The sequence below is a fragment of the Catellatospora methionotrophica genome (genome assembly GCF_011297335.1).
Taxonomy (GTDB): domain Bacteria; phylum Actinomycetota; class Actinomycetes; order Mycobacteriales; family Micromonosporaceae; genus Catellatospora; species Catellatospora methionotrophica.
The window spans coordinates 99,132-122,522 of record NZ_JAAOTJ010000021.1; the positions used below are offsets into that span (position 1 = coordinate 99,132).

Consider the following 23,391-nt stretch of genomic DNA (forward strand, 5'->3'; position numbering starts at 1 on the left):
GTCACCCCAGCGCCCGGATCGCCGGGATGATCGTTTCGCCGTACGCGGCCAGGGTGTGGTCCATGTCGTCGTGTTGGAGGTAGAGGGCGAACTGGTCGACGCCCAGCTCCTTGAGGCGGGTGAGTTTGTCGATGTGGGCCTGGGCGGGGCCGAGGACGCAGAACCGGTCCACGATGTCGTCGGTGACGAACGCGGTGTGCGCGTTGTCGGCGCGGCCGTGCTCGGCGTAGTCGTAGCCCTGGCGGCCCTTGATGTACTCGGCGAGCGCGTGCGGGACCGCGCCGTGGTCGCCGTAGCGGGCGACGATGTCGGCGATGTGGTTGCCGACCATGCCGCCGAACCAGCGCACCTGGTCACGCTGGTGGGCCAGGTCGTCGCCGACGTACGCGGGCGCGGCGACGCAGATCTTCACCGTCGACGGGTCGCGCCCGGCCTGCTCGGCGGCGCGGCGTACGTGCTTGATCATCCACTCGGTGATGTCGAGGTCGGCGAGCTGCAGGATGAAGCCGTCGCCGACCTCGCCGGTCACCTTGATCGCCTTGGGGCCGTACGCGGCGACCCACACCTCCAGTGCCGACTCCTTGACCCACGGCAGCTGCATCTCGATGCCCCGGTGGGTCGCCTCCCGCCCGTTGGCCAGGGCGCGGATGACGCCGACGGCCTCGCGCAGGTGCGCGATGTCGACGGGTGGCAGGCCGAGGGTGCGGCGGGCGGAGTCGCCGCGGCCGATGCCGCAGACGGTGCGGTTGCCGTACAGCTCGTTGAGGGTGGCGAAGGTGCTGGCGGTGACGGTGACGTCGCGGGTGCCGGGGTTGGTGACCATCGGGCCGACGATGACGCGTTCGGTGGCGGCGAGGATCGCGCTGTAGATGACGTAGGGCTCCTGCCAGAGCAGGTGCGAGTCGAACGACCACACGTGGCTGAACCCGGCCGCCTCGGCCCGCTGCGACAGCTCGATCACTCGCCGCGCGGGCGGGTCCAGCTGGAAGACGACCCCGATGTCCACTGTGCGCTTTCCTTTCGAGCTGACGTCATGCCTGGTTGTCGCTGGTGGAGGGTTGAAAGGTGCCCTTCCGACACGCGGAGCGATGGGAAGGTGCCCTTCCTTATTGCAGATAGGTGGAGAGGCCTCGGGGGAGGTAGCGGCCGTGGCCCTTGTGGCCGTGGAACTCGTTGTTCGCGACGAGGACGGTGCCCCGGGAGATGACGGTGTCGACCTTGCCCGCGATCTCGTAGCCCTCGTAGGCGGAGTGGTCCATGTTCATGTGGTGGGTCTCGACGCTGATGCGGGTGCGGCCGTTCGGGTCGTAGACGACGATGTCGGCGTCGGAGCCGGGGGCTAGTACGCCCTTGCGGGGGTAGAGGCCGAACATGCGCGCCGGGGTCGTCGCGATCGTTTCGACCCAGCGTTCCAGGGACAGTTTGCCGTCGACGACGCCCTGGTAGAGCAGGTCGACGCGGTGTTCGACGCCGCCGATGCCGTTGGGGATCTTCGAGAAGTCGCCGAGGCCGAGTTCCTTCTGGTCTTTGAAGCAGAAGGGGCAGTGGTCGGTGGAGACGATGGCGAGGTCGTTGGTGCGCAGGCCTTGCCACAGGTCGCGTTGGTGGGGTTCGTGCTTGGAGCGCAGGGGGGTGGAGCAGACCCATTTGGCGCCTTCGAAGCCTGGTGCGCCGAGTTGGTCTTCGAGGGTGAGGTAGAGGTACTGGGGGCAGGTTTCGGCGAAGACGTTGCGGCCGGTGTCGCGGGCTGCGGCGACGGCTTGCAGGGCCTGGGAGGCGGACAGGTGCACGATGTAGAGGGGGGTGTCTCCGGCGACGTGGGCTAGGGAGATGGCGCGGCGGGTGGCTTCGGCTTCGAGTTCGGCCGGGCGGGTGAGGCCGTGGTTGACGGGGGCGGTCTCGCCGCGGGCGAGGGCTTGGCCGATGAGGACGTCGATGGCGATGCCGTTCTCGGCGTGCATCATGATCATTGAGCCGTTGTCGCGGGCTTTCTGCATGGCGCGCAGGATCTGGCCGTCGTCGCTGTAGAACACGCCGGGGTATGCCATGAACAGTTTGAAGCTGCTGATGCCCTCGGTGTCGACGAGGGTGTCCATGGCTTTGAGCGATTCGTCGTCGACCCCACCGATGATCATGTGGAAGCCGTAGTCGACATGACAGTTGCCGTCGGCTTTGGCGTGCCAGGCGGCCAGGCCGTCCGGGACGCGTTCGCCGGTGCGCTGCACGGCGAAGTCGACGATCGTGGTGGTGCCGCCGAACGCGGCCGCACGGGTGCCGGTCTCGAAGGTGTCAGACGCGGCGGTGCCGCCGAACGGCAGCTCCATGTGGGTGTGTACGTCGACCGCGCCGGGGATGACGTACTTGCCACTCGCGTCGATCACCTGTGCGCCCTCGACCGGCGGGGTGCTGTCCGGGGAGAACAGCCCGGCGATCTTCTCGCCCTCGACCAGCACGTCGGCGGGGTGTACGCCGGTCGCGGTGACCACCGTCCCGCCTTTGATCAGCAGATACACGCCGTGTCCCCTCAGGCCTGGGTCAGCGGGCCGTAGGCGTCCGGGCGGCGGTCACGGTAGAACTGCCACCGGTCGCGCACCGTCTCCAGCAGCCCCAGGTCCAGATCACGCACCACCAGTTCGGGCTGGTGGGCGTCGGCCGTCTCGCCGACGAACCTGCCCTCGGGGTCGACGAAGTACGAGGTGCCGTAGAAGTCGTCGTCGCCCAGGTCCTCGATCCCGACCCGGTTGATCGCCCCGATGAAGTACTCGTTCGCCACCGCCGACGCGGGCTGTTCCAGCTGCCACAGGTACGACGACAGGCCCCGGCTGGTCGCCGACGGGTTGAACACCATCTGCGCGCCGTTGAGCCCGAGTGCCCGCCAGCCTTCGGGGAAGTGCCGGTCGTAGCAGATGTACACCCCGACCCTGCCCACCGCCGTGTCGAACACGGGGTAGCCGAGGTTGCCGGGGCGGAAGTAGAACTTCTCCCAGAAGCCCTTGAGCTGCGGGATGTGGGTCTTGCGGTACTTGCCGAGATAGGAGCCGTCGGCGTCGACGACCGCCGCGGTGTTGTACAGCACCCCGGGCTGCTCCTGCTCGTACATCGGCAGGACCATCACCATCCCCAGCTCACGGGCCAGGGCCTGGAACCGCTCGGTCGTCGGGCCGGGGATCGACTCGGCGTAGGAGTAGAACTGCGCGTCCTGGACCTGGCAGAAGTACGGGCCGTAGAACAGCTCCTGGAAACAGATCACCTTCGCGCCCTGCGCGGCAGCCTGGCGCGCGTACTCCTCATGCGCCTTGATCATGGATTCCTTGTCACCGGTCCAGGTCGTCTGGACCAGCGCGGCACGGATCACGCGCGACATGGGGCACCTCCTGCGAGCCTGTTGAGCCGGTACTCCAGGTAACCAGGCGAAGTGCGCCGGTGTGTCCCGACGTGCCGGATAAGAAAGCATATTCTGCGCCAATACCGCGAAGTATCGTGTGCGCGGCCGGGTCGCGGGATGAAAGCGCTGGTGGCGGGTAATGGGGCTGCGGGCGGCGGCTCGCGCCGGAAGAATGTCGCGCCATGACTCGAGAAAGCTCATCGCTGCCCGAGTGGATGCGTAAGGACGCCGAGCCGGTGCGCACCACTCTGTACTGGCGCGTCTCCCAGTGGCTGGGCAGGCAGTGGTGGTGCGGCGGCGCCTGGCGGCTGGTGCGCGACCGGCCCAGAGTGTCGCGCCGCTTCCCGCGCACGTACGCCGTGGTCGCCTGGCTGCTCGCCGTGGCGATCGCCTTCTACCTCGGCTACAAAGTCATCGAGCTCTACAACCTGATCATCACCGGCGCGGTGTAGCCGGACCGCGCGGCCACGGCCCGGTGATGATCGCCGTTTGCGGTCGATACCTGCGCTCGGACCGCACCTGGCGACCGCAAATAGCGATCTTCGGACGCGGGCGATGGGAAGGTGCCCTTCCTTCGGGTGGGCGGGGGTGCTCAGCGGAACGGTGTATTGCCATATGTCGCTGGATGGCTGGAGACTCGGGCATCGTCGAGCGCCAGAAGGGGCAGCCATGAGTGATCCCGCGCAGACAGCAGACAGTGACGCCGCACGACTAGCCGAACTCGGCTACAAGCAGGAACTGCACCGTGGGTGGAGCGGCTTCTCCAACTTCGCCATCTCGTTCTCGATCATCTCGATCCTGGCCGGCTGCTTCACCACGTTCGGCCAGGCCTGGATGAACGGCGGCCCGGTCGCCATCTCCTGGGGCTGGCCGATCATCTCCGCGTTCATCCTGATCATCGGGCTGTGCCTGTCCGAGCTGGTCTCGGCCTACCCGACCGCTGGTGGCATCTACTGGTGGGCCGCGAAACTCGGGCGGCCGGTGCACGGCTGGTTCACCGGCTGGTTCAACCTGATCGGCCTGGTCGCGGTGACCGCGTCGGTCGACTACGGCTGCGCGACCTTCCTCAACCTGGTGCTGGCCAACACGGTGTCCGGCTGGGCGGGCACCTTCACCCAGGCGTTCTACCTGTTCCTGGGCATCCTGGTGCTGCACGCGCTGATCAACGTCTTCGGGGCGCGGATCATCGCCCGGCTGCAGGACATCTCGGTCTGGTGGCACGTGTTCGGCGCGGCAGCGATCGTGGCCATCCTGATCGTGGTGCCGACCAGTCACCAGAGCCCGTCGTTCGTCTTCACCGAGACGATCAACGGCAACGGCTTCAACGGCGGCAGCACCGCGGGCCTGGGCTTCTGGCTGTACGTGCTGCCCCTGGGCGGCCTGCTCACGCAGTACACGATCACCGGGTTCGACGCCTGTGCGCACGTGGCGGAGGAGACCCGCGGGGCGGCGCTGAACGCGGCCAAGGCGCTGTGGCGGTCCATCTTCTACTCGGCGATCGGCGGCTGGATCCTGCTGCTGGCGTTCCTGTTCGCGGTGCAGGACGCGGGCGCGGTCACCGAGGGCTACGGCTTCGTCGGCGTGCTGCTCCAGGGTGCGCTGTCGTCCGGCTTCTTCAAAGCCGTGATCATCATCTCCACGGTCGGGCAGTTCTTCTGCGGTATGAGCTGCGTGACGTCGATGTCGCGGATGATGTACGCGTTCAGCCGCGACGGGGCCGTCCCCGGCTGGCGGCTGTGGACCCGGCTCGACCGCAACGGCACCCCCGTCTGGGCCGTGGTCGCCGGATGCGTGGCGGGCGGCCTGCTCACCCTGCCCGCGCTGTACCAGAAGAACGGTGCCCCGATCGCCTTCTACGCCGTCGTCTCGGTCGCGGTGATCGGCCTCTACCTGGCCTTCCTCATTCCGATCATGCTGCGGCTCAAGGCCGGTGACAGCTTCCAGCCGGGCCCGTGGACACTGGGCAGGCGCTACAAGGTGCTCGGTTGGATCGCGTCCATCGAGATCATCATCATCTCGGTGTACTTCATCCTGCCGACCGTGCCGGCCGGGGTTCCGTTCAGCGACGGGTTCGACTGGTCCGCGGTGAACTACGCGCCGATCGCGGTCGGTACGGTGATGCTGCTGATCGGGGTGTGGTGGATCGTGTCCGCGCGGAAGTGGTTCACCGGACCCCGGCGTACTGTGGATCTCCCCGCCGGGGTCGTGACCGCCGACGCCCCGGTAGCGGCACTGGACTGACCGCCCAGGCCGCGCGGCAGTGCACGCTGTCGCGCGGCCCGGACGGGCCGGGACGCCGCGCGGGGAATGGCCGTCGGGCGGTGGCTGAAGAAGGTGGAATGAGGTGTGGCTAGGCGAGACGATCCGCCCGCCCGCGCGCACGGCGACCAGCTGTCCGCGGAGTGGGTGACGTTCCGCGACCTGCTCGTGGCGGGCCGGTCGGCTGAGGCCATCGCGCTCGCCGACCGCATCATCGCCGAGTCCGGCGATCCACTGCGGGTCGCCCAGGCCCTGATCGAGAAGGTCGCGGGCCTGCTCAACCAGGGCGGTGGCGCGCGCCCCGCGCCGCTGCTCGACCGGATCGCCGAGCTGCTGCGCCAGGCGGGCCACCACAGCCCGCGGCTGTCCGGCGAATACCACGTGCTCGCCGCGTACGCCGCGTTCGCCGACGGGTCGATGAGCACCGCGGTCAGCAACCTGGTGCAGGCCGAGCGGGTGCTGCGCGGCATGACCGAGGCCAACCAGGCCGCGGTGAGCACCTGGCACGACATGTCGGTGACGTACTCGGCGATGGGTTTCCACGCCAAGGCTGTCGAGGCGATGCGGGCGGGGCGGCGCGTGTGCGTGGCCGCGGGCATCGCCGAGGCCAACTGCGCCTGCCTGGAGACGCTGGTGCGCTCGGCGGTGGCCCGCGACCACCAGGCGATGACCGAGGACTGCGTACGCGAGCTGTGGGAGGTCGTGACCTTCGGCCGTACCGCCGAGCCGGACCTGACCGTCTCCGACCGCACGTACCTGCGCTACGCCGCCGCCCGGCTGGCCGTGCTCGGTCAACGCCCCGCGGGCGGTGAGCCGGTCCCCGGCGGCACCACGCCGGACAGCCCCGACCAGTCGTTCTCCCAGGTCGTATACCTGACCGCGGTGTGCGAGGCGATCGCCGACGACCGGCCCGACGAGGCGCTGCGCCTGCTCGGGCAGCCCGCGGCGGTCGGGGCGTGGCTCGGCGAGGCCGAACCGCACCGGCTGCGCTCGATCGCGCTGTCGCGCCTCGGCGACCACGCGGGCGCGATCGAGGCCGAACGGGCCATGCTGCGCATCATCACCCGCGACGACGGCACGCTGCGCGACCGCTACATCGACAGCGTCAACGCCCGCCTCGACCAGGACCGCCTGCGCCAGATCGCCCAGGAGCACGCCGACGCGGCGATGAGCGACCCGCTGACAGGCCTGCCCAACCGGCGCCGCATCCAGGCGTTCGCCGCCGAGTTGGCGGCTCGCGGGGCCGACGCGGCGGTCGGCCTGATCGACCTGGACGGCTTCAAGGCCGTCAACGACACCCACGGGCACAGCTCGGGCGACCTGGTGCTGCAGCGGATCGCCGGGCTGCTGGCGCAGAGCGTACGCGGCCAGGACCTGCCCGCCCGGTTCGGCGGCGACGAGTTCATGGTCATCCTGCCCGACACCGGGCTGGCCGAGGCGCGCGAGGTCGGTGGCCGCATCACCGCTTCCGTGGTGGGGGAGGACTGGGACGCCCTGGTCCCCGGCACTCCCGTCGGCATGAGCATGGGCTGGGCGTCCCTGCCCGCGGGCGGCGACCTCGACGCCGTCGTCCGCGCCGCCGACACCGAGCTCTACCGCGAAAAACGCGCCCTCCGCCCCGCCTGACCCACCCGCTTCCGCCCCTCGCCCACGCCGCCCCGCCCGCCCCGCCGCCCCGCCGCCTCGCCCGCCCCGTCCTAAATAGACGTTGGCCTATCTGGATGACTTTTCGATGATCGAACTCATTCAGATAGGCCAACGTCTATGCAAAGTGCGGTGCGGTGTGGGGTTGCCGTGGCGGGTGTGGTGGGGTTACTGGAGGGTCGTGCCGCGGGGGGTGCTCTCGTGGTGGGTGCGGTTCAGGGCGGTCACGTAGTAGGTGACCTGGCCGACCGGTGGGGGCGTGGGATCGGTGTACGCGGTGCCGCCGCGCACCGTGGCGAGCAGGTTGCGACCGGCCTCGATGCCGCAGCCCGCGCCGTCGGCCCGGTACACGGCGTAGTAGGCGGGTGCGGCCCCGCCACCGGCGGACCAGGTCAGGCGTACGCCCCCGGAGACCCGTGACGCGGTCACCGCGCCGGGTGCCGCCGGAGCCGTGCCGGGGACCATCGGCGAGACCGGGACCAGCGCGGGGTGGGCGTGGAAGTCCTCGCGCAGCCGGTCGGCGAAACCGAGCGGGTTGGCCAGCAACTCCTCGATCGAGTAGTAGATGTCCCCGGCGACCTCGGGGTGCTGCCGGTTGAGCAGCAGGTGGTCGGGCATCTCGGCGGCGTCGCCCCAGTTCGGGTCGGTGTCCCCGCCGATCCGGTACGCGGCCTGGCCGATGTAGAGCTGCACGCGCGTGCCCGCGACGGTCTGCGCCCACCAGGGCACCAGCGCGTCGTACGGCGCGGCCGGGAAGCCGATCGTCCAGTACAGCTGGGGCGCGACGTAGTCGATCCACTCCTGCTTGACCCACTTGCGGGTGTCGGCGTAGATGGCGTCGTAGGACTGCAGCCCGTTGGTCGCCGAGCCGAGCGGGTCGGTGGCCTGGTTGCGCCAGATGCCGAACGGGGAGATCCCGAAGCGCACGTGCGGCTTGGCCTGCTTGATGCGCGTGGCCAGGGTCTGCACGAAGGCGTCGACGTTGCCGCGCCGCCAGTCGCCGAGCGTGCTGCCGGACCCGTACGCGGCGAACTCGGCGGCGTCGTCGAAGGTCTGCCCGGCGGCCGGGTAGGGGTAGAAGTAGTCGTCGAAGTGCACGCCGTCGAGGTCGTAGCGGGTGACCGCGTCCATGATGGCGTCGGCGCTGTGCTGGCGTGCGGCGGGCACGCCGGGGTTGTAGTAGAGGCGGCCGTCGTAGGTCTCGACCCAGTTCGGGTGCCGGCGGGCCGGGTGGCTCGCCACGAGCTGGTTGACGTCGGCCTGCATGGACACCCGGAACGGGTTGAACCAGGCGTGCAGTTCCAGGTTGCGGGCGTGCGCCTCGCTGACCGCGAAGCCGAGCGGGTCGTAGCCGGGGCTGACGCCCTGGGTGCCGGTCAGGTACTGCGACCACGGTTCGAACGGCGACGGCCAGAACGCGTCGGCGGTGGGCCGCACCTGCAGGAACACCGCGTTGAACCGCAGCCCGGCGGCCCGGTCGAACAGGGAGCGCAGTTCGGCCTGTTGCTGGGCCGGGGTCAGGCCGGTCGCCGACGGCCAGTTGATGTTGACCACGGAGGCGATCCAGAGCCCGCGCAGGGAGCGTTTGGGGGCCTCGCCGAGCGGGCAGCCGTCGGCCGCCGTCGCCGCCGCGGCGGGGGTGAGGGCGTCCGGCGGGGCGGCGGCCTGCCCGCAGCCCGCGCTGGTCAGCACGGCTGTGGTCAGCAGCATCACCATGATCCGTCTGGCTCGCACGGTGTCTCCTGTCGATCTGTCCGGCACCCGGCCCGGGTGTGTCGGAAAGTTTCGCAGGAAGACACTTGTCCGTAAAGATTTATCGATCTTCCGCCGTCGATCCGTGACACGCGGGGGCGACACGGCGATTATCGGCGCAGTTCGTGTGCGCGTGCGTGTTACATTCCACGAGTTATAACCTCGTCCTCCCGTATACCGAAGCGCCCGAGAAACGACCCGGGCGCTGTCCGCATTGGCGCGGTGCGGGAGGCGAAAGAGTCCACACGGAGTGGACTCGCAGCCTCACCAAGGAGTATCTGACATGGCTGTCGGCACCGTGAAGTGGTTCAACGCGGAAAAGGGCTTCGGCTTCATCACCCCGGACGGCGGCGGAGCGGACGTGTTCGCGCACTTCTCCGCGATCCAGTCCAACGGCTACCGGAGCCTCGACGAGAACCAGCGGGTCGAGTTCGAGATCACCCAGGGCCAGAAGGGCCCGCAGGCGGCTAACATCCGCCCGGTCTGACGATAATGCGGGTACGCGGTGAGCGGACTCCGCTCACCGCGTACCCGCAGCCGGTCCGGCCCGGGGACGGCTAGGTTGGTGTCATGGCACGGCTGACCTATGACCGGTACTGCGACGAGGTGTCCGCCCAGACCGCGCTGCTGCGTGAGGTCCTGCCGGGCGACGACCTGAGCGCGAAGGTGCCGACCTGCCCGGACTGGACACTGGCCGACCTGGTCCGCCACGTCGGCGGCAATGTGCACATGACCGATGCCGCCGTGCGCGGCGAACCCGGTCCACGCCCGGCGATCGGCGACCCCACCCGCGCCGGGGTGCCCGACACCGACGACCCGGACACGCTGACCACCTGGATGCAGGGCGGCGCGGACGCGTACGCCCGGACGCTGCACGAACGTGACGGTCAGGACATCGCCGAGATCTTCGGCATGCCGCAGACGTTGACTTTCTGGGCCCGCCGGGCCGCCTGCGACATCCTCGTGCACCGCGCGGACGCGGCGCTGACCACCGGCGCGGGGTACACCCTGGCGCCCGACCTGGCCGCCGACGCCGTCGACGAGCTGCTGGAGCTGGCCACCGACCCGCTGCTGGGCACGCGGGTGTTCAAGAACCTGCCCGAGCTGTTCGGCCCCCCGCGCACGATCCACCTGCACGCCACCGACACCGTCGAAGGCCTGGACGCCGAATGGCTCATCGCGCTCGGCGAGCAGGGCGTCACCTGGCGGCACGGCCACGCCAAGGCCGACGTGGCGCTGCAGGCGCCGCTGACCGAGCTGCTGCTGATCCTCTACCGGCGGCTGCCGCTCGACTTCGCGCAGGTCCACGTACACGGCGACCGCGAACTGCTCGACGGCTGGCTGACGCGCGTGTCGATGGGCTGAGCCCCGGTCAGCAGGTCGAGTGCAGCAGCGCGCCGACCCGTACGCCCGCGTCGGCCAGCAGGTTGTAGACGCGCACCGCCTCCCGCGTCTCCGCGACGTGCACGTCGATGCCCCGCTCGTCGAGGTGGTCCTCGGTCTCCGGCATCACATCGAGCGCCTCGTGCTGGCCGAGCGACAGCACCACCGTGGTCGCGCCCGCCGCCAGCAGCGGCTCGACGTCGGCGGGCTGGATGCCGGGGGAGTGCCTGGTGCCGGTGACGTTCCAGTCCCACGGGCCGCCGCCGCCGGGGAACAGCGCCGCGTCCCTGACCCGGCCCACGCCCTCGACCTCGATCTCGCCCCACGTCAGCGACAGCACCTTCGGCGATCTCCGCTCGTCCACGTTCGGCATTGTGGCACGATGCACCCGCCCGCCGTACCCCCGCAGAAAGGCCGCCAGGTGACCGAGCCGACCGCCGCCGCACCGCCTCGCCTGGACCTGGAACTGGCCGGGCACGTCGCGACGATCCGGATCGTGAACCCGGCCCGGCGCAACGCCATGAGCAACGACATGTGGGCCCGGCTGCCGGAACTGCTCGACGAACTCGCGGGCGATCCGGACGTACGGGTGCTGGTGCTGACCGGGGCCGGCGGCACGTTCTGCGCCGGGGCCGACATCACCGAGGTCGACCGGCTCATCGCCGACGGCGACCGCAGCCTCGCGGTGCTCGCCGAGGAGCGGCTGGCCCGGTTTCCGAAGCCGACCCTGGCCTGGATCGAAGGCGACTGCGTGGGCGGCGGCTGCCAGCTCGCGGTCGCCTGCGACCTGCGCTTCGCCGCCGAAGGCAGCCGCTTCGGGGTCACCCCGGCCCGGCTGGGCATCGTGTATCCCGCGCCGACGACCCGGCGGCTGGTGTCGCTGATCGGCCCGTCGGCCGCCAAGCACCTGCTCTACTCCGCCGAACTGATCGACGCCGACCGGGCGCTGCGGACCGGCCTGGTCGACGAGCTGCACCCGGCGGACCGGCTGGCCGACCGGGTCGCCTCGTTCGCCACGACGCTGGCCGCGCGCTCGCTGCTGACGCAGGTGGCCGCGAAGGAGATCGTCACGATGTCCGGGGACGGCCACCACGACGACACCCGCGCGTCCTACTGGCACCGCCAGATGGCCGACTCCGGTGAGGCGGCCGAGGGCATCGCCGCCTTCGTCGAGCGCCGTACCCCCGATTTCCGCTGGTCCCCGCACTGACACCGGGTCAGTCGGCGTCGGCCGGGCCGGGCCGGGAGCCGGCGAGGACCACGACGGCGACCAGCGCGGCCAGCAGTACGGCGATCACCTGGATCGGGGCGGGCGTGAACGGGGCCAGCAGCACCAGCACGACGGTGACCGGGAAGGCGTACACGACGAGCCCGCGGTGGTGCGGGCAGACCTGCAGCAGCCACAGGCTGAGCAGGTAGACGGCCACGGGCACGGCGACGGCGTACGCGGCGACCACCCCGGACACGTGCGACATGTGCGTGTCGTGGTCGGCGACCACGGCCAGCCCCGCGCCGACCGCGGCGGCCGAGGCCAGGATGAAGTAGTGGCCGTATCCCCAGCGGTAGGCGCGCTGGAACGAGGTCAGCAGGTCGTGCGCGGAGCGGTCGAAGTAGAGCCACCACATCGCGAACACGATGACCAGTCCCGCCGCGGCGAGCCAGATCAGCGCGGTCGTGTAGCCGGTGCCGGACGCGGCCTGGATGGCGACCGTCGCCGCCAGCACCGACTCGCCGAGCACGATCAGCGTGAACAGGCTGTAGCGCTCGGCGATGTGGTGCGGGTGCCAGCGGGTCGGCCTGCCGCGTTCGGCGAAGATCGGCACCAGCAGCTCGCATACGACCAGGACCAGGAACGAGCCGATGCCCCACTGCGGCGGCAGCAGGAGCCGGAGCACCCAGCCGAGCTGGACCAGGGCGATGCCGGCGGCGAAACGCGTGGCGGTGGCGCGGCGCGGCGGGTCGTCGCGGCGTACCCGCAGCCACTGGGTGACCATGGCCAGCCGCATCACCACGTAGCCGAGCGTGATGAGCTGGTAGTCGCCGTCGGAGAACGCGCGGGGCACTCCGGCGGCCAGGATCAGCGCGCCCGCGATCTGCACCAGCGTGGTGAGCCGGTACGCCACGTCGTCGTTGTCGTACGCGGAGGCGAACCAGCTGAAGTTGACCCAGGCCCACCAGATCGCGAAGAACACCATGGCGAAGCCGAGCACGCCCTGGCCGATGTGGTTCTCGCCGATCGCGTGGTGCAGCTGGGTGGCGGCCTGCGCGACGGCGACCACGAAACAGAGGTCGAAGAAGAGTTCGAGCGGGGTGGCGGCGCGGTGCGGCTCGTCGGGCGAGCGGGAGATCATGGGTCGGTGGAGCATCGTCCGCGCGTCGGCCATGTTCGCAGGCTACCGCCGGTGGATCACGCGGCGTGGGCGGGATCGCGAAGCCCTCGAGGCCCGGCGCGCGTGCGGCGCCGGGCCCCGGTCCACACCGGAGGGGTGATGCCTGACGCATAGACATCAGAAGATGGAAGCGCTCCCATGTTGCCGCACGCCGGACCCGTCCGTCAAGCCCCGATCAGGCGAGTTTCGGCTGTCCGGGGCGCGTGAGCACGGTCGCGGTGAGCACCGACAGGGCGGCGAAGCCGAACATGGCCGCGGCCATCGGCATCCCGCTGGACGCGCCCAGCGCGGCCACGATCGGCCCGGCGATCGCCCCGATCACCGACTGCACCGCGCCCATCAGCGCGGCGGCGGTGCCCGCCATCTGCGCGTGGCCGTCCAGCGCCAGCGCGGTGCTGTTCGGGGCGACCATGCCCAGGCTGGCGATGTAGACGAACAGCATGGCGACCACGATGGTCAGGCTGTGCAGCCCCGCGCCGCCGATCATGAGCACGCCCGCGGCGACGGCCCCGGCCAGCGCCGAGAACAGCAGCGCGCGCGGGGTCCGCCGCCCGACCAGGCGCGCGTTGAGCTGCCCGACCGCGACCAGGCCGAGCGAGTTCAACCCGAAGATCAGGCCGTACGCCTGCGCGGAGACGCCGTACACCTCCTGCAGCACGAACGAGCCGCTGGACAGGTAGGCGAACAGCCCGGCGAAGGTCAGCCCCTGCGCGGCGGTGTAGCCCCAGAACCGGCGGTCGGCGGCCAGCACCTTGAAGCCGCGGCCGACCTCGGCCAGCCCCCCGGTGCGGCGGCGCTCGACGGGCAGCGTCTCCGGCAGGAACCGCCAGCCGACCCAGACCATGACCAGCCCGTACAGGGCGAGCAGCGCGAACACGCCGCGCCAGCTGGTGAACTCCAGCACCGCCGCGCCGATGGTCGGTGCGATGACCGGCGCGACGCCGAAGACCAGCGTGAGCCGGGAGAAGAAGCGCGAGGCCTCGGCCCCGGAGTACAGGTCGCGCACCACGGCGCGGGAGATCGCGATCCCGATGCCGCCCGCGAAACCCTGGGCGAGACGCAGCGCGGTCATCGTCTCGATGTTCGGCGCGACGGTGATCAGCGCGGAGGACACGAAGAACAGCACGGTGCCCGCGATGATCGGCCGCCGCCGTCCCCAGCGGTCCGACAGCGGCCCCATCACGAACTGGCCCAGCGCGATGCCGATCAGCGCCATGGTGAGGGTGAGCTGCACGGCGGCCGGGGTCACCCGCAGGTCGTCCGCGATGGTGGGGAAGGCGGGCAGGTACATGTCGAACGACAGCGCGCCGAAGGCGGACATGCTGCCGAGGACCAGGATCAGGGTGCGTCGCTGGGCTGGCGCGGGGGTCACGGTCCTTACCCAACCATCCCGCGCCACCAGGCCGGGATCTTTGTGACCGTGGTCATGACCCGGTCGCGGCGGCGCGACCGGTGCGGACATCGACCCCGGTGACGCGCGGCTGCACGTCGTTCACCAGCCCGGCCTCGTCCTCCAGGTAACGGGGCCGCGCGGCGGCCAGCCCGGCGAACGCCTGCACCACTGCGGCGGCGATCAGGAAGCCGAGCGGCAGCTGCCAGCCGCCGGTCAGCTCGTGCAGCACGCCGACCAGCAGCGGTCCGAGCGCGGCGATCAGGTAACCGGTGCTCTGCGCGAACGCCGACAGCGCCACGACGCCCTCGCCGGTCCGCGCCCGCATCCCGATCATCGCCAGGGCCAGCGGGAACGCGGCCTGGCCGAACGCCAGCAGGGCGACCCACGCGAGCGCCCCGGCGTGCGGCGCCAGCGCCAGGCCGAGGTAGGAGGCGATCATGGCAGCGGACATCAGCAGCACCAGCGGCCGCAGGTCCCGCAGCTTTCCGGCCAGCGTCGGCATGAGCAGCGCGAACGGCACCCCGACCGCGGTCACCCCGGCCAGCAGCAGCCCGGCGTCGGTGGGCGTGAACGCCGCGTCGCGGAACATCTTCGCCAGCCAGCCCATGGTGGCGTACCCGCTCAGCGACTGCGCGCCGAAGTAGATCGCCATCGCCCAGCCCAGCCGGGTCCGGGCGGGCCGCACCCGCGCCGTCACCGGGGTCGTGCCGCCGGTCGAACGCGGTTTGCGCCGCAGCGCGGGACCGAGCCAGGGCAGCACCGCGACCGCGGCCAGCAGCGCCCAGACGCCCAGCCCGGCCCGCCAGTCGCCGAAGGCGTGCGCGATCGGCACCGACGCCGCCGACGCGGTGGTCGTGCCGAGGATCAGGGTCATCGAGTAGACGCCGGTCATCAGCCCGGACCGGTGCGGGAAGTGCTCCTTGACCAGCACTGGCAGCAGCACGTTCGCGATGGCGATACCGGCCAGCGCGATGGCGCTGGTCAGCACGAAGGTCCAGGGCGAGCCGCTGACCGCCCGCAGCAGCTGGCCGACCGCCAGCAGGCCCATCGCGCCGACCAGGATGCGGGCCGGGGAGAAGCGCCGGGCCAGCCACGGTGTGAACGCGCCGAACGCCGCGAACGCGAGCGCGGGCAGCGTGGTGATGACGCCCGCGACGGTGCCGGACAGGTGCAGGCCGGTGGTCACCTCGTCGAGCAGCGCGCCGAGGCTGGTGATCGCGGCGCGCAGGTTGAGCGCGACCAGCAGGATGCCGACCAGGATCAGCACCGCGGAGCGGGGTGCGGGCACGGCCGGTGTCGGCGGCGTCACCCGGGGTGCGATCATCGGCGACACGATCGGCGGCGTTTCGACGGCGGTGACTGGCGGTGGCATACCTCCGATCGTAGAATCATGGGATGAATTTCGGACCGGAGATGTAAGCAATGACACTGCGTTCCACGTCACGCCAGACCCTGGTGCCCCAGGTGATCGAGCAACTGCGCACGCAGATCGCCAGCGGTGAGTGGCCGGTCGGCAGCCGCATCCCCACCGAACCCGACCTGGTCGCCGCCCTGAGTGTGGGCCGCAACACGGTCCGCGAGGCGGTACGCGCCCTCGTGCACGCCGGTGTACTGGAGTGCCGCCAGGGCTCCGGCACCTACGTCACCGCCACCCACGAGCTCACCGGCGTGGTCGCCCGGCGGCTGGCCGCGGCCGAGGTCGCCGAGGCCGTCGAGGTGCGCCGCGCCTTCGAGGTGGAGGCGGCCCGGCTGGCAGCGGTCCGGCGTACGTCCGCCGACCTTGAGCGGCTGGACGCCCTGCTGGCCCTGCGCGAGCAGCGGTGGCGCTCCGGCGACGCGGCGGCGTTCGTGGCCGCAGACGCCGACCTGCACGTCGCGATCGTCGCCGCGGCTCACAACGCCATGCTCGCCGAGCTGTACGCGTCGTTCGGCGGCGCGCTGCGCGCCAGCCTCAGCCAGCAGATCGGCGAGACCCTCACCCCCGACAAGTACGTCACCCACGACGACCTCGTCGAAGCCATCCGCGCCGCCGACCCCGACCGCGCCGCCCGCGCCGCCGGGGCCTTCCTGGAGGTCGCATAGCTTGCCCGGTCGTGTATGCGTCGGCAGGTCGACGCGGCATGGCACGAGCCGGTGACCCGCGGCCTGGTCGCGATCTGCGATCCGGTCATGACGGAGGGGTTGGCGATCGCCGACGCGAAGGCGTATGCCCGGATCGAGGAGAGCCTGCGGTTGGCGTATCCGTGGGTGCCCGTCCCGGACGACGTATGGGACATCGTTGCGACGCTGCGCCGCGAACTGGCCCAACACAGTGCGCACCAGGGCCTTTCTGTGGCGGACTACCTTGTCGCGGCCACGGCGATCCGACTCAAGCTGACCGTCCTGCACGAGGACGCCGACTACGAGACAGCCGCCCGGTTGGTGCCGCAGCTGAAGCAGCAGCGGATCTCAGTACCGCCTGTCGCCTAGCGCGTCACAGGCCGGCGACGGCGGCGAGGAGGGCGGCTTCGGCCATGGCGCGGTGGCTGGGTGGATTGCCGCGGGAGACCCACCACAGCGAGTCCTCCACCCGTCGTGCCGTGGCCCAGGCCGCGAGCCGGGCCGGGTCCTCGCCCGTGACGTCGCCGAACAGGGCGAACCGCCGCTTGAGCACGGCGGCCGGGTCCGGGTGACGGAACGGGTCATCGATCTGCTCGACGAGCTTCCACGGGTCGTAGCCGGGATCGCCGTACATCGGCTTCGGGTCGATGACCAGCCACGGTTCCCGCCGCGCGGCGAGGATGTTGCCCGGATTGGCGTCGCCGTGCACCAGCACCCGCCGTGGCGCGGAGGCGGGCAGCTCGCGCAGCAGCCGTGCGCCGTGGGCCACCAGCCCGGGGTCGAAGCCGGGTCGAAGCCGGGCCATCCGCTGCTCGACCAGGTCGGCCCAGCGGGCGGTCACGTCGCCCAGCACGTCGAACCCTCCGGGGTCGCCGCCGGTGCCAGCCGAGCGGACGAACGCCGGGTCGACGGGCGCGGACCACAACCGGGCCAGCAACCGTGCGGCGACGAGCAGGCGTTCCTCGGCGGGCAGCGGGCTGTCGCCCAGGGTGGTGCCTGGGTCCGCCCGTTCCAGCAGCAGGCCGTGCAGCACACCGTCGTGGGCGTACAGGCTGACCGTGCCGTGGCCGTGCCACACCCGCAGCGCGGCGGCCTCGCCCATCATCTCCGGATGCGGCCAGCTGATCTTCAGCACGGCGGATCGGCCGTCGGGCAGCGACGCGGGCGCGGCCCACGAGCAGCTGCCCCCGGCCCACGGCGGCCCCAGCCGCAGCGTCCAGGCGTCGCGCAGCTCGGCGATGAGCGCGGGCAGCGCGTCCAGCCAGGCCCGGCCCTCGGGCAGGTCGCCGATCGACGCGACGACGCCCAGGGTGGGTGGCACCAGCACGTCACGCTCCGTCACGCGGCGAGAGTACCGCCGCCGCCTAGGATCACGCCGTGGATATCCAGGCGCGGCAGCTCGCGGCCATCGCCGAGATCAGCGGCGCGGCAGCACGGGACGGCATCGCGCTCTGGCTGCGCGGCGGCTGGGCGATGGACTTCCACCTGCGCCGGATCACCCGACCGCACGCCGACGTGGACTGGTTCTGCTGGGCCGCCGACGCCGACCGGCTGACCTCGATGCTGGCGGAGCTCGGGTTCACCTCGTACGGCGAGCACGACCGGCGGCTGCAGCGCGACTTCCTGCGCGGCGACGTCGACCTCGGTGTCGGCCTGCTCGGCCGGGACGCCGCCGGGCACGCGACGGTCCCGGCCGGACCGCACGCCGGTGCCCGCTGGCCCGACGGCATGCTCGACGGACCGCCCGGCCGCCTAGGGGGCGTGACCTGCCCCGTCATCAGCCCGCAGGCGCAGATCGAGATCAAGGACATGATGCCGGTATGGGTGCCCGGCCTGCCCCGCCGCGCCCAGGACCGCGCCGACATCGCGCTGCTCAGAGCCGCCCTCGCGGACCGAAACCCGTTTGCCGTGGACGGTGCTCCGACGCAGGATCAGGGCCATGCTGACTGAGATCGCCCGGTACTACCAGCGCGGCGGCGAGACCTCGCGACTCGATGCGGGAACCGGGCGCTGGGAGTTCCTGCGCACCTGGGACCTGCTCGGCCGGGTGCTGCCACCCGGCCCGCTGTCCGTCCTCGACGTCGGCGGCGCGACCGGCGTGTACGCGGGCCCGCTGGCCGGGGCCGGGCACGCCGTGCACGTCGTCGACCCGATGCCTGAGCACGTGGCGGCGGCGTCCACGCTGCCCGGCGTCACCGCCGCCGTCGGCGACGCCCGGCGGCTCGACGAGCCGGACGCGAGCCGGGACGTGGTGCTGCTGTTCGGGCCGCTGTACCACCTGGTCGACCGGGCCGACCGGATCGCTGCCTGGCGCGAGGCGGCGCGGGTGGTCCGCCCCGGCGGGCTGGTCCTCGCGGCGACCATCAGCCGGTACGCCTCGCTGGTGGACGGGTACGTCAAGGGCCACCTGGACGACCCGGCGTTCGAGCTGATGGTGGACGGGGCTCTCGCGACCGGGGCGCACCGCAACCCCGGTGAGCTGCCCGGCTGGTTCACCACCGCGTACTTCCACCGGCCCGACGAGCTGCCCGGCGAGGTGGCCGACGCGGGTCTGGAGCTGGACCGGATCGCCGCGGTCGAGGGTCCGCTGTGGACCGTGCCGCGGCTGGCGGAGATCCTCGCCGACGAGCGGCGGACCGCGCAACTGATGCGGTTCACCCGCGAGGTCGAGGGCGTGCCGCACCTGTGGGGTGCCAGCTCGCACCTGCTGACCGTCGCCCGCCGCCCGGCCTGACGGGTCCGGGCCGGGACCGGCGGATGAACCGCTGATCCCGGCCCGGTGGGCTGCTCCGGCGCGGGTGCTGGTCAGCGGCCGCGCCGGCGGGGGTCACGCCTGCAGCGTGGCGTCGAGCGTGATCTCGGCGCCGGGGGACAGCAGGCGGGAGATCGGGCAGCCGGCCTTGGCGGCCTCGGCCAGCTTCTGGAACTGCGCCTCGTCGATGCCGGGCACGTCGCCGGTGGTCACCAGGTCGATCCGGGTCACCGTCATGCCGGCGTCGGTCTTGTCCAGGTGGACGTTGGCGTTGGTCACCACGGCGTTGGGCGGGAAGCCCGCGTCCGACAGCTGCTTGGAGAACGCCATCGAGAAGCAGCCGGAGTGCGCGGCGGCGATGAGCTCCTCGGGGTTGGTGCCCTCACCCTCCTCGAAACGGGACTTGAACGAGTAGTTGCCCTGCAGGCCACCCTTGCCGGTCGCGATGGTGCCGGACCCCTCGGTGAGCGTTCCCTGCCAGCGGGCTGTTGCGGTACGAATAGGCATGGGCCCGACGCTAGCTCACGCGGCCGCGCCGTGCCCGCGAATGTGGCCCGATATCCGCGAACGTGCTCTCGCGTGTCGCCTGGGGCGCCGTCGACCGGCAGCCGCCCCGGACGGTCGCGGAATCGCCGGGAAAACCTGACGGAACCTGTCAAGGTCGCCCGCGACGATGGACCCATGCAGCAGAACCTTCACGGAAAGATCGCGCTGGTGGCCGGGGCGACCCGAGGGTGCGGGCGCGCCATCGCGGTCGAACTCGGCCGGGCCGGGGCGACGGTCTACGTCACCGGCCGCAGCACCCGCGCCCAGCGGTCCGAGATGGACCGGCCGGAGACCATCGAGGACACCGTCGACCTGGTCACCGAGGCGGGCGGCGAGGGCATCGCGGTACGCGTCGACCACCTGGTGCCCGACGAGGTCAGGGCGCTGGTGGCGCGGATCGACGCGGCGCACGGGCGGCTGGACATCCTGGTCAACGACGTGTGGGGTGGCGACGACTACGCCGAGTGGGGCAAGCCGCTGTGGGAGCAGTCGCTCGACGGCGGCATGCGCATGCTCGGGCTGGGCCTGCACACCCACATCATCACCAGTCACGCCGCGCTGCCGCTGCTGATCCGCCACCCGGGCGGTCTGGTCGTCGAGGTCACCGACGGCACCGACGAGTACAACCGCAAGTATCGCGACTCCTTCTTCTACGACCTGACCAAGACGTCGGTGTCGCGGATCGCGCTGGCCCAGTCCGCCGAGCTCAAGCCGTACGGCGGGACCGCGGTCGTGGTCACGCCCGGCTTCCTGCGCTCGGAGGCGATGCTCGACCACTTCGGCGTCACCGAGCAGAACTGGGCGGACGGGGCGGCGACGGAACCGCACTTCATCCTGTCCGAGACCCCGACCTACCTGGGCCGGGGCGTGGCCGCGCTGGCCGCCGACCCCGACCGCGCCCGGTGGACGGGCACCTCGCCGTCCAGCACGTCGCTCGCGCAGGCGTACGGCCTGACCGACGTGGACGGTTCGGTCCCCGACATCTGGCGCTACTTCGCCGAGCACGGTTCGGCCGAGACCGGCCCGATCGACCCGGCCGGCTACCGCTGACGGCCGCGCCGCCCGGTCACAGGCCGCCCACGAACCCGTGCAGGCAGCGGGTGACCCGGACCAGGTTCTCCGCGCTGCGCACCGGGTCGTCGGCGTTCTCCAGCGCGTGGTCGGCGCCAGGCAGTTCCAGGCACGGCAGGCCGAGGTCGTCGGCCAGGCGCGGATCCCAGGAGTGGTCGCCGCCGCCGCCGATCAGCTGGGTGGGGGCCTCGGTCGCGCCGAGCGCGTCGACCACCGTGGGGTGGAACAGCAGCGGCGTGAACCAGATCGCGGGCAGGCCGCGCTCGGCGGCGACGGGCGCGGCCAGCGAGCCCAGTGACTTGCCGACCAGCATGACGCGCTTGGCCGACTCGGCCTCGACGGCGGCGACGGCCTGCCCGACCACCCAGGTGGCACGTTCGTCGAGGTCGCCGGTGTCGGGCGGGGTCCACCACAGCTCCTGCACGGACCAGCCGTGGTGGGCCAGCACGACGCGGGCCAGGTGCAGCAGCGGCCGGGCCGGGGTGTAGCCGCCGCCGGGCAGGATGATCGCGACCCGGTCGGGGTCGCCATGGTGCCGGTCGGTCATACGTGGCCAGGGCCTCGGGTTCGCCGGACGGGTCATGAGGCGATCCTAGGTCGGTTCCGCGGCGGCCGGTGGCCCGCACGGGGCCGCCCGCCACAGCGGCCTACACCGGGCGTACGCGAAGCGGCGTCCCGATTTCGCGCCGAGGTGGCCACCGACCGTGCCGCGTTGTCGGGCTGATCATCCGGGGTGCGCGTATCGACCTCATTCTTATGATCGTGGTCGATGTGAGGCGACTGTCTCACCTGGACTGCTGGAGGAAACGTGCGCAAGTGGTATGCGGCGGCAATGGCGGCGCTGGGCCTGGCGGTGCTGCTGGCGGTGCCGACCGCCGCGGACGCGGGCCGGGGCGACACGGCGCGCGGCTGCGAGCGGAACTTCGACGCCGCGGTGGCGGACTTCGACGCGGTGTTCCTCGCCAGGGACCTGCCCAAGGTCATGGCGTACTACCACGACGAGGCGGTGCAGATCGGCTCCAACGGGGCCTACCGCAAGGACAAGGCCGCGATCCAGACCAACTTCACCGGGCTGTTCACCTACGACTTCACGGCGACGTTCCCCGAGGTGAAGAAGGTCGTCGACGGCTGCCGCGGGGCGACCTTGGTGGTCGACTTCACGCTGTCCATCGCGTCGCTGAACTTCAAGCAGCACTTCTACAACGCGCTCACCTTCGTCCGCGAGCGCGGCCAGTGGAAGATCATCCTCGATGTCAGCTCGCCGCTGCCGATCGTCTGAACGGGCCGCCGCACCGCCGCCGCCGACCGTTCGCCGGTCGGCGGTGGCGGGTCAGGTTGGTGACGTAACACTCCCGGGGCTGGCGCCCGAGGGCCTCGACGCGGCATGGTGGCGGTCCGCGGTCAGGTGAGCAGGGGGGTGCGGACGGCGATGCCGGTCGGAGAGCACGTGGTGGCACGGGCACGCGAGCACGTCGCGGCCGGGTCGCTGTCGGCCGCGCACGATCTGCTGTCCGCCGCGCTCGGCACGGTGCCCAGCGACCCCGCCGAGGCCACGCCGGTGGTCGCCGAGGCCGTGGTGCTGGAGACCGGGGTGCTGCTCGGGCTGGGTGAGCCGTACGCCGCCCGAGGCTGGGCCGCGTACGGCTTCGCGGCGTCGCGGGCGCTGTACGGCGCGCGCGACCGGCGCACCCTGCACGCCCTCGGGCTGCTGGCCGCGGTCCTGGCCAGGGTCGGCGTGCACGCCCGTGCGGCGCAGCGCTACCTCGACCTGATCGCCGCGTACGCCGAGCTCGACGGCCCGGACGGGGACCGGGTGCTGGCCGCACGCGGCGACCTGGCCACCGTCGAACACGCCCAGGGCCAGTGCGTGAAGGCGCGGCTGGGCCTGGCCACGGTGATCGACGAGCACCGGCGGCGGCACGGCGCGGCACATCCGGTCGGCATCCGCATGCAGCTGCGGCTGGCCGCGATGTGGCGCGACTGCGGCGGCTTCAACGACGCGCACGAACTGCTGACCGAGGCCCGCGAGGACGCCGCCGGGCTGGACCCGGCCGACCCCGTACACACGATGATCACGGCGGCGAGCCGCGCGGTCGCCGACCCGCGCCACCGGTGCGGCGTCGGCCTGATGCCGCAGGCCCCGATCTCCCCGGTCGAACTCACGCGACCGGCCACCGACGGCCGCGCCGAGGCGCCAGCCCCCGGCCACCCGGCCGAGCGGATGCCGACCGCACGGGTCAGCCAGGCTAGCCCCGAACCGGAGGACTCCTGGACCCACCGGCTGCGCGACGCGGAACCGGATCCGGTGGGCGAGGGCCCGCCGCACGGCGAATCCGGTTCGTGGGCGCAGCCGCCGGAGCAGGCCGAGGCGGTGTGGGATCACCTGACCCCGGCCGGGTACGAGCTGCCGTCGGTGCTGGCCGCGCCCGCGTTCAGCTCGACCGTGTACCTGCCGCCGTATCTCGACGGTCCGGCCGCGGAGCCGGAGCGGCCGCCGCGCGCCGCCCGCCACGCCGCGACCGAGCCCGCGCGGCGCCTCCCGCAGCACACGTTGGTGCTGGTGGCGGCCTGTGTCGGCATCGTCGCGGTGGCGCTGCTGTTCGCGCTGCTGGTCAGCTCCGTTTCCCCGTAGGCCGCGGACCCTCTAATATCGACGCCAGGCTCTGTCGGCCCCCGGGAGCCGGGCCGCAGCAACCTGTCTCGTCGATCGCGCCGT

The 23,391-nt window shown here is 71.7% G+C and carries 24 protein-coding genes; 13 read left to right on the forward strand and 11 right to left on the reverse strand.

Translation table 11 applies throughout. The features are described 5' to 3' along the window. Position 1: 1 nt before the first annotated feature. From HAV40_RS32160 to HAV40_RS32170, 3 genes are all read right to left on the reverse strand, one after another. On the reverse strand, positions 2-1,006 hold the full coding sequence (locus tag HAV40_RS32160; protein ID WP_166387980.1) for a TIGR03842 family LLM class F420-dependent oxidoreductase: 1,005 nt from the start codon (positions 1,004-1,006) through the stop codon (positions 2-4). Between the two features lie 100 nt (positions 1,007-1,106). After that, on the reverse strand, positions 1,107-2,513 hold the full coding sequence (gene hydA, locus HAV40_RS32165; protein ID WP_166387982.1) for a dihydropyrimidinase: 1,407 nt from the start codon (positions 2,511-2,513) through the stop codon (positions 1,107-1,109). 11 nt (positions 2,514-2,524) lie between these two features. Beyond that, on the reverse strand, positions 2,525-3,364 hold the full coding sequence (locus tag HAV40_RS32170; protein ID WP_166387984.1) for a nitrilase-related carbon-nitrogen hydrolase: 840 nt from the start codon (positions 3,362-3,364) through the stop codon (positions 2,525-2,527). Between the two features lie 203 nt (positions 3,365-3,567). On the opposite strand from HAV40_RS32170, the gene HAV40_RS32175 reads away from it, so the two are divergent. From HAV40_RS32175 to HAV40_RS32185, 3 genes are all read left to right on the forward strand, one after another. Then, positions 3,568-3,837, forward strand: a complete 270-nt coding sequence (locus HAV40_RS32175) for a hypothetical protein (RefSeq protein ID WP_166387986.1) — start codon at positions 3,568-3,570, stop codon at positions 3,835-3,837. A 217-nt stretch (positions 3,838-4,054) separates the two neighbouring features. Beyond that, positions 4,055-5,626 carry an amino acid permease gene (locus HAV40_RS32180; RefSeq protein WP_166387988.1) on the forward strand — a complete coding sequence of 524 codons (1,572 nt, stop codon included), beginning with the start codon at positions 4,055-4,057 and terminating at the stop codon, positions 5,624-5,626. 105 nt (positions 5,627-5,731) lie between these two features. Continuing rightward, positions 5,732-7,270, forward strand: a complete 1,539-nt coding sequence (locus HAV40_RS32185) for a GGDEF domain-containing protein (RefSeq protein ID WP_166387990.1) — start codon at positions 5,732-5,734, stop codon at positions 7,268-7,270. A 186-nt stretch (positions 7,271-7,456) separates the two neighbouring features. Here HAV40_RS32185 and HAV40_RS32190 read toward each other — a convergent pair whose 3' ends face one another. Then, positions 7,457-9,022, reverse strand: a complete 1,566-nt coding sequence (locus HAV40_RS32190; protein ID WP_203672024.1) for a glycoside hydrolase family 10-like protein — start codon at positions 9,020-9,022, stop codon at positions 7,457-7,459. A 301-nt stretch (positions 9,023-9,323) separates the two neighbouring features. Here HAV40_RS32190 and cspE point away from each other — a divergent pair, with 301 nt between their 5' ends. Continuing rightward, on the forward strand, positions 9,324-9,527 hold the full coding sequence (gene cspE, locus HAV40_RS32195; RefSeq protein ID WP_155375677.1) for a transcription antiterminator/RNA stability regulator CspE: 204 nt from the start codon (positions 9,324-9,326) through the stop codon (positions 9,525-9,527). A gap of 83 nt (positions 9,528-9,610) precedes the next feature. Continuing rightward, complete coding sequence (locus HAV40_RS32200) at positions 9,611-10,405, forward strand: maleylpyruvate isomerase family mycothiol-dependent enzyme (protein ID WP_166387992.1); 795 nt, start codon at positions 9,611-9,613, stop codon at positions 10,403-10,405. Positions 10,406-10,412: 7 nt separating this feature from the next. Here the strand turns inward: HAV40_RS32200 and HAV40_RS32205 are convergent, their stop codons facing one another. Continuing rightward, positions 10,413-10,787, reverse strand: a complete 375-nt coding sequence (locus HAV40_RS32205; RefSeq protein ID WP_239086985.1) for an Mth938-like domain-containing protein — start codon at positions 10,785-10,787, stop codon at positions 10,413-10,415. Positions 10,788-10,844: 57 nt separating this feature from the next. Between HAV40_RS32205 and HAV40_RS32210 the strand changes: the two genes are divergently transcribed. After that, positions 10,845-11,633, forward strand: coding sequence for an enoyl-CoA hydratase/isomerase family protein (locus tag HAV40_RS32210; protein ID WP_239086986.1), 789 nt, complete (start codon positions 10,845-10,847; stop codon positions 11,631-11,633). 7 nt (positions 11,634-11,640) lie between these two features. Here HAV40_RS32210 and HAV40_RS32215 read toward each other — a convergent pair whose 3' ends face one another. The 3 genes from HAV40_RS32215 to HAV40_RS32225 form a co-directional block, all read right to left on the reverse strand. Continuing rightward, on the reverse strand, positions 11,641-12,807 hold the full coding sequence (locus tag HAV40_RS32215) for a low temperature requirement protein A (RefSeq protein WP_166387998.1): 1,167 nt from the start codon (positions 12,805-12,807) through the stop codon (positions 11,641-11,643). Between the two features lie 181 nt (positions 12,808-12,988). Beyond that, positions 12,989-14,185 carry a multidrug effflux MFS transporter gene (locus HAV40_RS32220; RefSeq protein WP_166388000.1) on the reverse strand — a complete coding sequence of 399 codons (1,197 nt, stop codon included), beginning with the start codon at positions 14,183-14,185 and terminating at the stop codon, positions 12,989-12,991. A 52-nt stretch (positions 14,186-14,237) separates the two neighbouring features. Further along, positions 14,238-15,530, reverse strand: a complete 1,293-nt coding sequence (locus HAV40_RS32225) for a CynX/NimT family MFS transporter (RefSeq protein ID WP_166388077.1) — start codon at positions 15,528-15,530, stop codon at positions 14,238-14,240. Positions 15,531-15,628: 98 nt separating this feature from the next. Between HAV40_RS32225 and HAV40_RS32230 the strand changes: the two genes are divergently transcribed. Then, positions 15,629-16,288 (forward strand): FadR/GntR family transcriptional regulator, encoded by a 660-nt coding sequence (locus HAV40_RS32230; protein ID WP_166388002.1) that lies wholly within the window; start codon positions 15,629-15,631, stop codon positions 16,286-16,288. 15 nt (positions 16,289-16,303) lie between these two features. Beyond that, on the forward strand, positions 16,304-16,675 hold the full coding sequence (locus tag HAV40_RS32235) for a PIN domain-containing protein (protein WP_166388004.1): 372 nt from the start codon (positions 16,304-16,306) through the stop codon (positions 16,673-16,675). Between the two features lie 4 nt (positions 16,676-16,679). On the opposite strand, the gene HAV40_RS32240 is transcribed toward HAV40_RS32235, so the two are convergent. Then, complete coding sequence (locus HAV40_RS32240) at positions 16,680-17,648, reverse strand: aminoglycoside phosphotransferase family protein (protein WP_166388006.1); 969 nt, start codon at positions 17,646-17,648, stop codon at positions 16,680-16,682. Between the two features lie 35 nt (positions 17,649-17,683). Between HAV40_RS32240 and HAV40_RS32245 the strand changes: the two genes are divergently transcribed. Both HAV40_RS32245 and HAV40_RS32250 read left to right on the forward strand, forming a co-directional pair. Then, a complete protein-coding gene (locus HAV40_RS32245) occupies positions 17,684-18,256 on the forward strand; it encodes a nucleotidyltransferase domain-containing protein (protein ID WP_166388008.1) in 573 nt (190 codons plus the stop codon). Then, on the forward strand, positions 18,246-19,040 hold the full coding sequence (locus HAV40_RS32250; protein WP_166388010.1) for a class I SAM-dependent methyltransferase: 795 nt from the start codon (positions 18,246-18,248) through the stop codon (positions 19,038-19,040). The genes HAV40_RS32245 and HAV40_RS32250 overlap by 11 nt, the downstream gene beginning before the upstream one ends. 93 nt (positions 19,041-19,133) lie before the next feature. Here the strand turns inward: HAV40_RS32250 and HAV40_RS32255 are convergent, their stop codons facing one another. After that, the gene (locus HAV40_RS32255) at positions 19,134-19,565 is read right to left on the reverse strand and encodes an OsmC family protein (protein WP_144127423.1); all 432 of its coding nucleotides are present in this window, start codon (positions 19,563-19,565) and stop codon (positions 19,134-19,136) included. 174 nt (positions 19,566-19,739) lie between these two features. Here HAV40_RS32255 and HAV40_RS32260 point away from each other — a divergent pair, with 174 nt between their 5' ends. Next, positions 19,740-20,654: an SDR family oxidoreductase gene (locus tag HAV40_RS32260; RefSeq protein ID WP_166388012.1), complete on the forward strand. Its 915-nt coding sequence runs from the start codon at positions 19,740-19,742 to the stop codon at positions 20,652-20,654. A gap of 16 nt (positions 20,655-20,670) precedes the next feature. On the opposite strand, the gene HAV40_RS32265 is transcribed toward HAV40_RS32260, so the two are convergent. Then, positions 20,671-21,258: an alpha/beta hydrolase gene (locus HAV40_RS32265; protein WP_166388014.1), complete on the reverse strand. Its 588-nt coding sequence runs from the start codon at positions 21,256-21,258 to the stop codon at positions 20,671-20,673. A 225-nt stretch (positions 21,259-21,483) separates the two neighbouring features. On the opposite strand from HAV40_RS32265, the gene HAV40_RS32270 reads away from it, so the two are divergent. Further along, positions 21,484-21,954 carry a YybH family protein gene (locus tag HAV40_RS32270; protein ID WP_166388016.1) on the forward strand — a complete coding sequence of 157 codons (471 nt, stop codon included), beginning with the start codon at positions 21,484-21,486 and terminating at the stop codon, positions 21,952-21,954. Positions 21,955-22,104: 150 nt separating this feature from the next. Then, on the forward strand, positions 22,105-23,307 hold the full coding sequence (locus HAV40_RS32275) for a hypothetical protein (RefSeq protein ID WP_166388018.1): 1,203 nt from the start codon (positions 22,105-22,107) through the stop codon (positions 23,305-23,307). The last annotated feature ends 84 nt before the right edge of the window (positions 23,308-23,391 follow it).

Bases quoted from the DNA above. Each gene is read 5' to 3' on its own strand.
- HAV40_RS32175 (WP_166387986.1), top strand. From the start codon at position 3,568: ATGACTCGAGAAAGCTCATCGCTGCCCGAGTGGATGCGTAAGGACGCC.
- cspE (WP_155375677.1), top strand. From the start codon at position 9,324: ATGGCTGTCGGCACCGTGAAGTGGTTCAACGCGGAAAAGGGCTTCGGC.
- HAV40_RS32215 (WP_166387998.1), bottom strand. From the start codon at position 12,807: ATGGCCGACGCGCGGACGATGCTCCACCGACCCATGATCTCCCGCTCG.
- HAV40_RS32230 (WP_166388002.1), top strand. From the start codon at position 15,629: ATGACACTGCGTTCCACGTCACGCCAGACCCTGGTGCCCCAGGTGATC.
- HAV40_RS32275 (WP_166388018.1), top strand. From the start codon at position 22,105: ATGCCGGTCGGAGAGCACGTGGTGGCACGGGCACGCGAGCACGTCGCG.
- HAV40_RS32255 (WP_144127423.1), bottom strand. From the start codon at position 19,565: ATGCCTATTCGTACCGCAACAGCCCGCTGGCAGGGAACGCTCACCGAG.
- HAV40_RS32235 (WP_166388004.1), top strand. From the start codon at position 16,304: ATGCGTCGGCAGGTCGACGCGGCATGGCACGAGCCGGTGACCCGCGGC.
- HAV40_RS32180 (WP_166387988.1), top strand. From the start codon at position 4,055: ATGAGTGATCCCGCGCAGACAGCAGACAGTGACGCCGCACGACTAGCC.
- HAV40_RS32250 (WP_166388010.1), top strand. From the start codon at position 18,246: ATGCTGACTGAGATCGCCCGGTACTACCAGCGCGGCGGCGAGACCTCG.
- HAV40_RS32225 (WP_166388077.1), bottom strand. From the start codon at position 15,530: ATGATCGCACCCCGGGTGACGCCGCCGACACCGGCCGTGCCCGCACCC.
- HAV40_RS32265 (WP_166388014.1), bottom strand. From the start codon at position 21,258: ATGACCCGTCCGGCGAACCCGAGGCCCTGGCCACGTATGACCGACCGG.
- HAV40_RS32200 (WP_166387992.1), top strand. From the start codon at position 9,611: ATGGCACGGCTGACCTATGACCGGTACTGCGACGAGGTGTCCGCCCAG.
- HAV40_RS32260 (WP_166388012.1), top strand. From the start codon at position 19,740: ATGCAGCAGAACCTTCACGGAAAGATCGCGCTGGTGGCCGGGGCGACC.
- HAV40_RS32170 (WP_166387984.1), bottom strand. From the start codon at position 3,364: ATGTCGCGCGTGATCCGTGCCGCGCTGGTCCAGACGACCTGGACCGGT.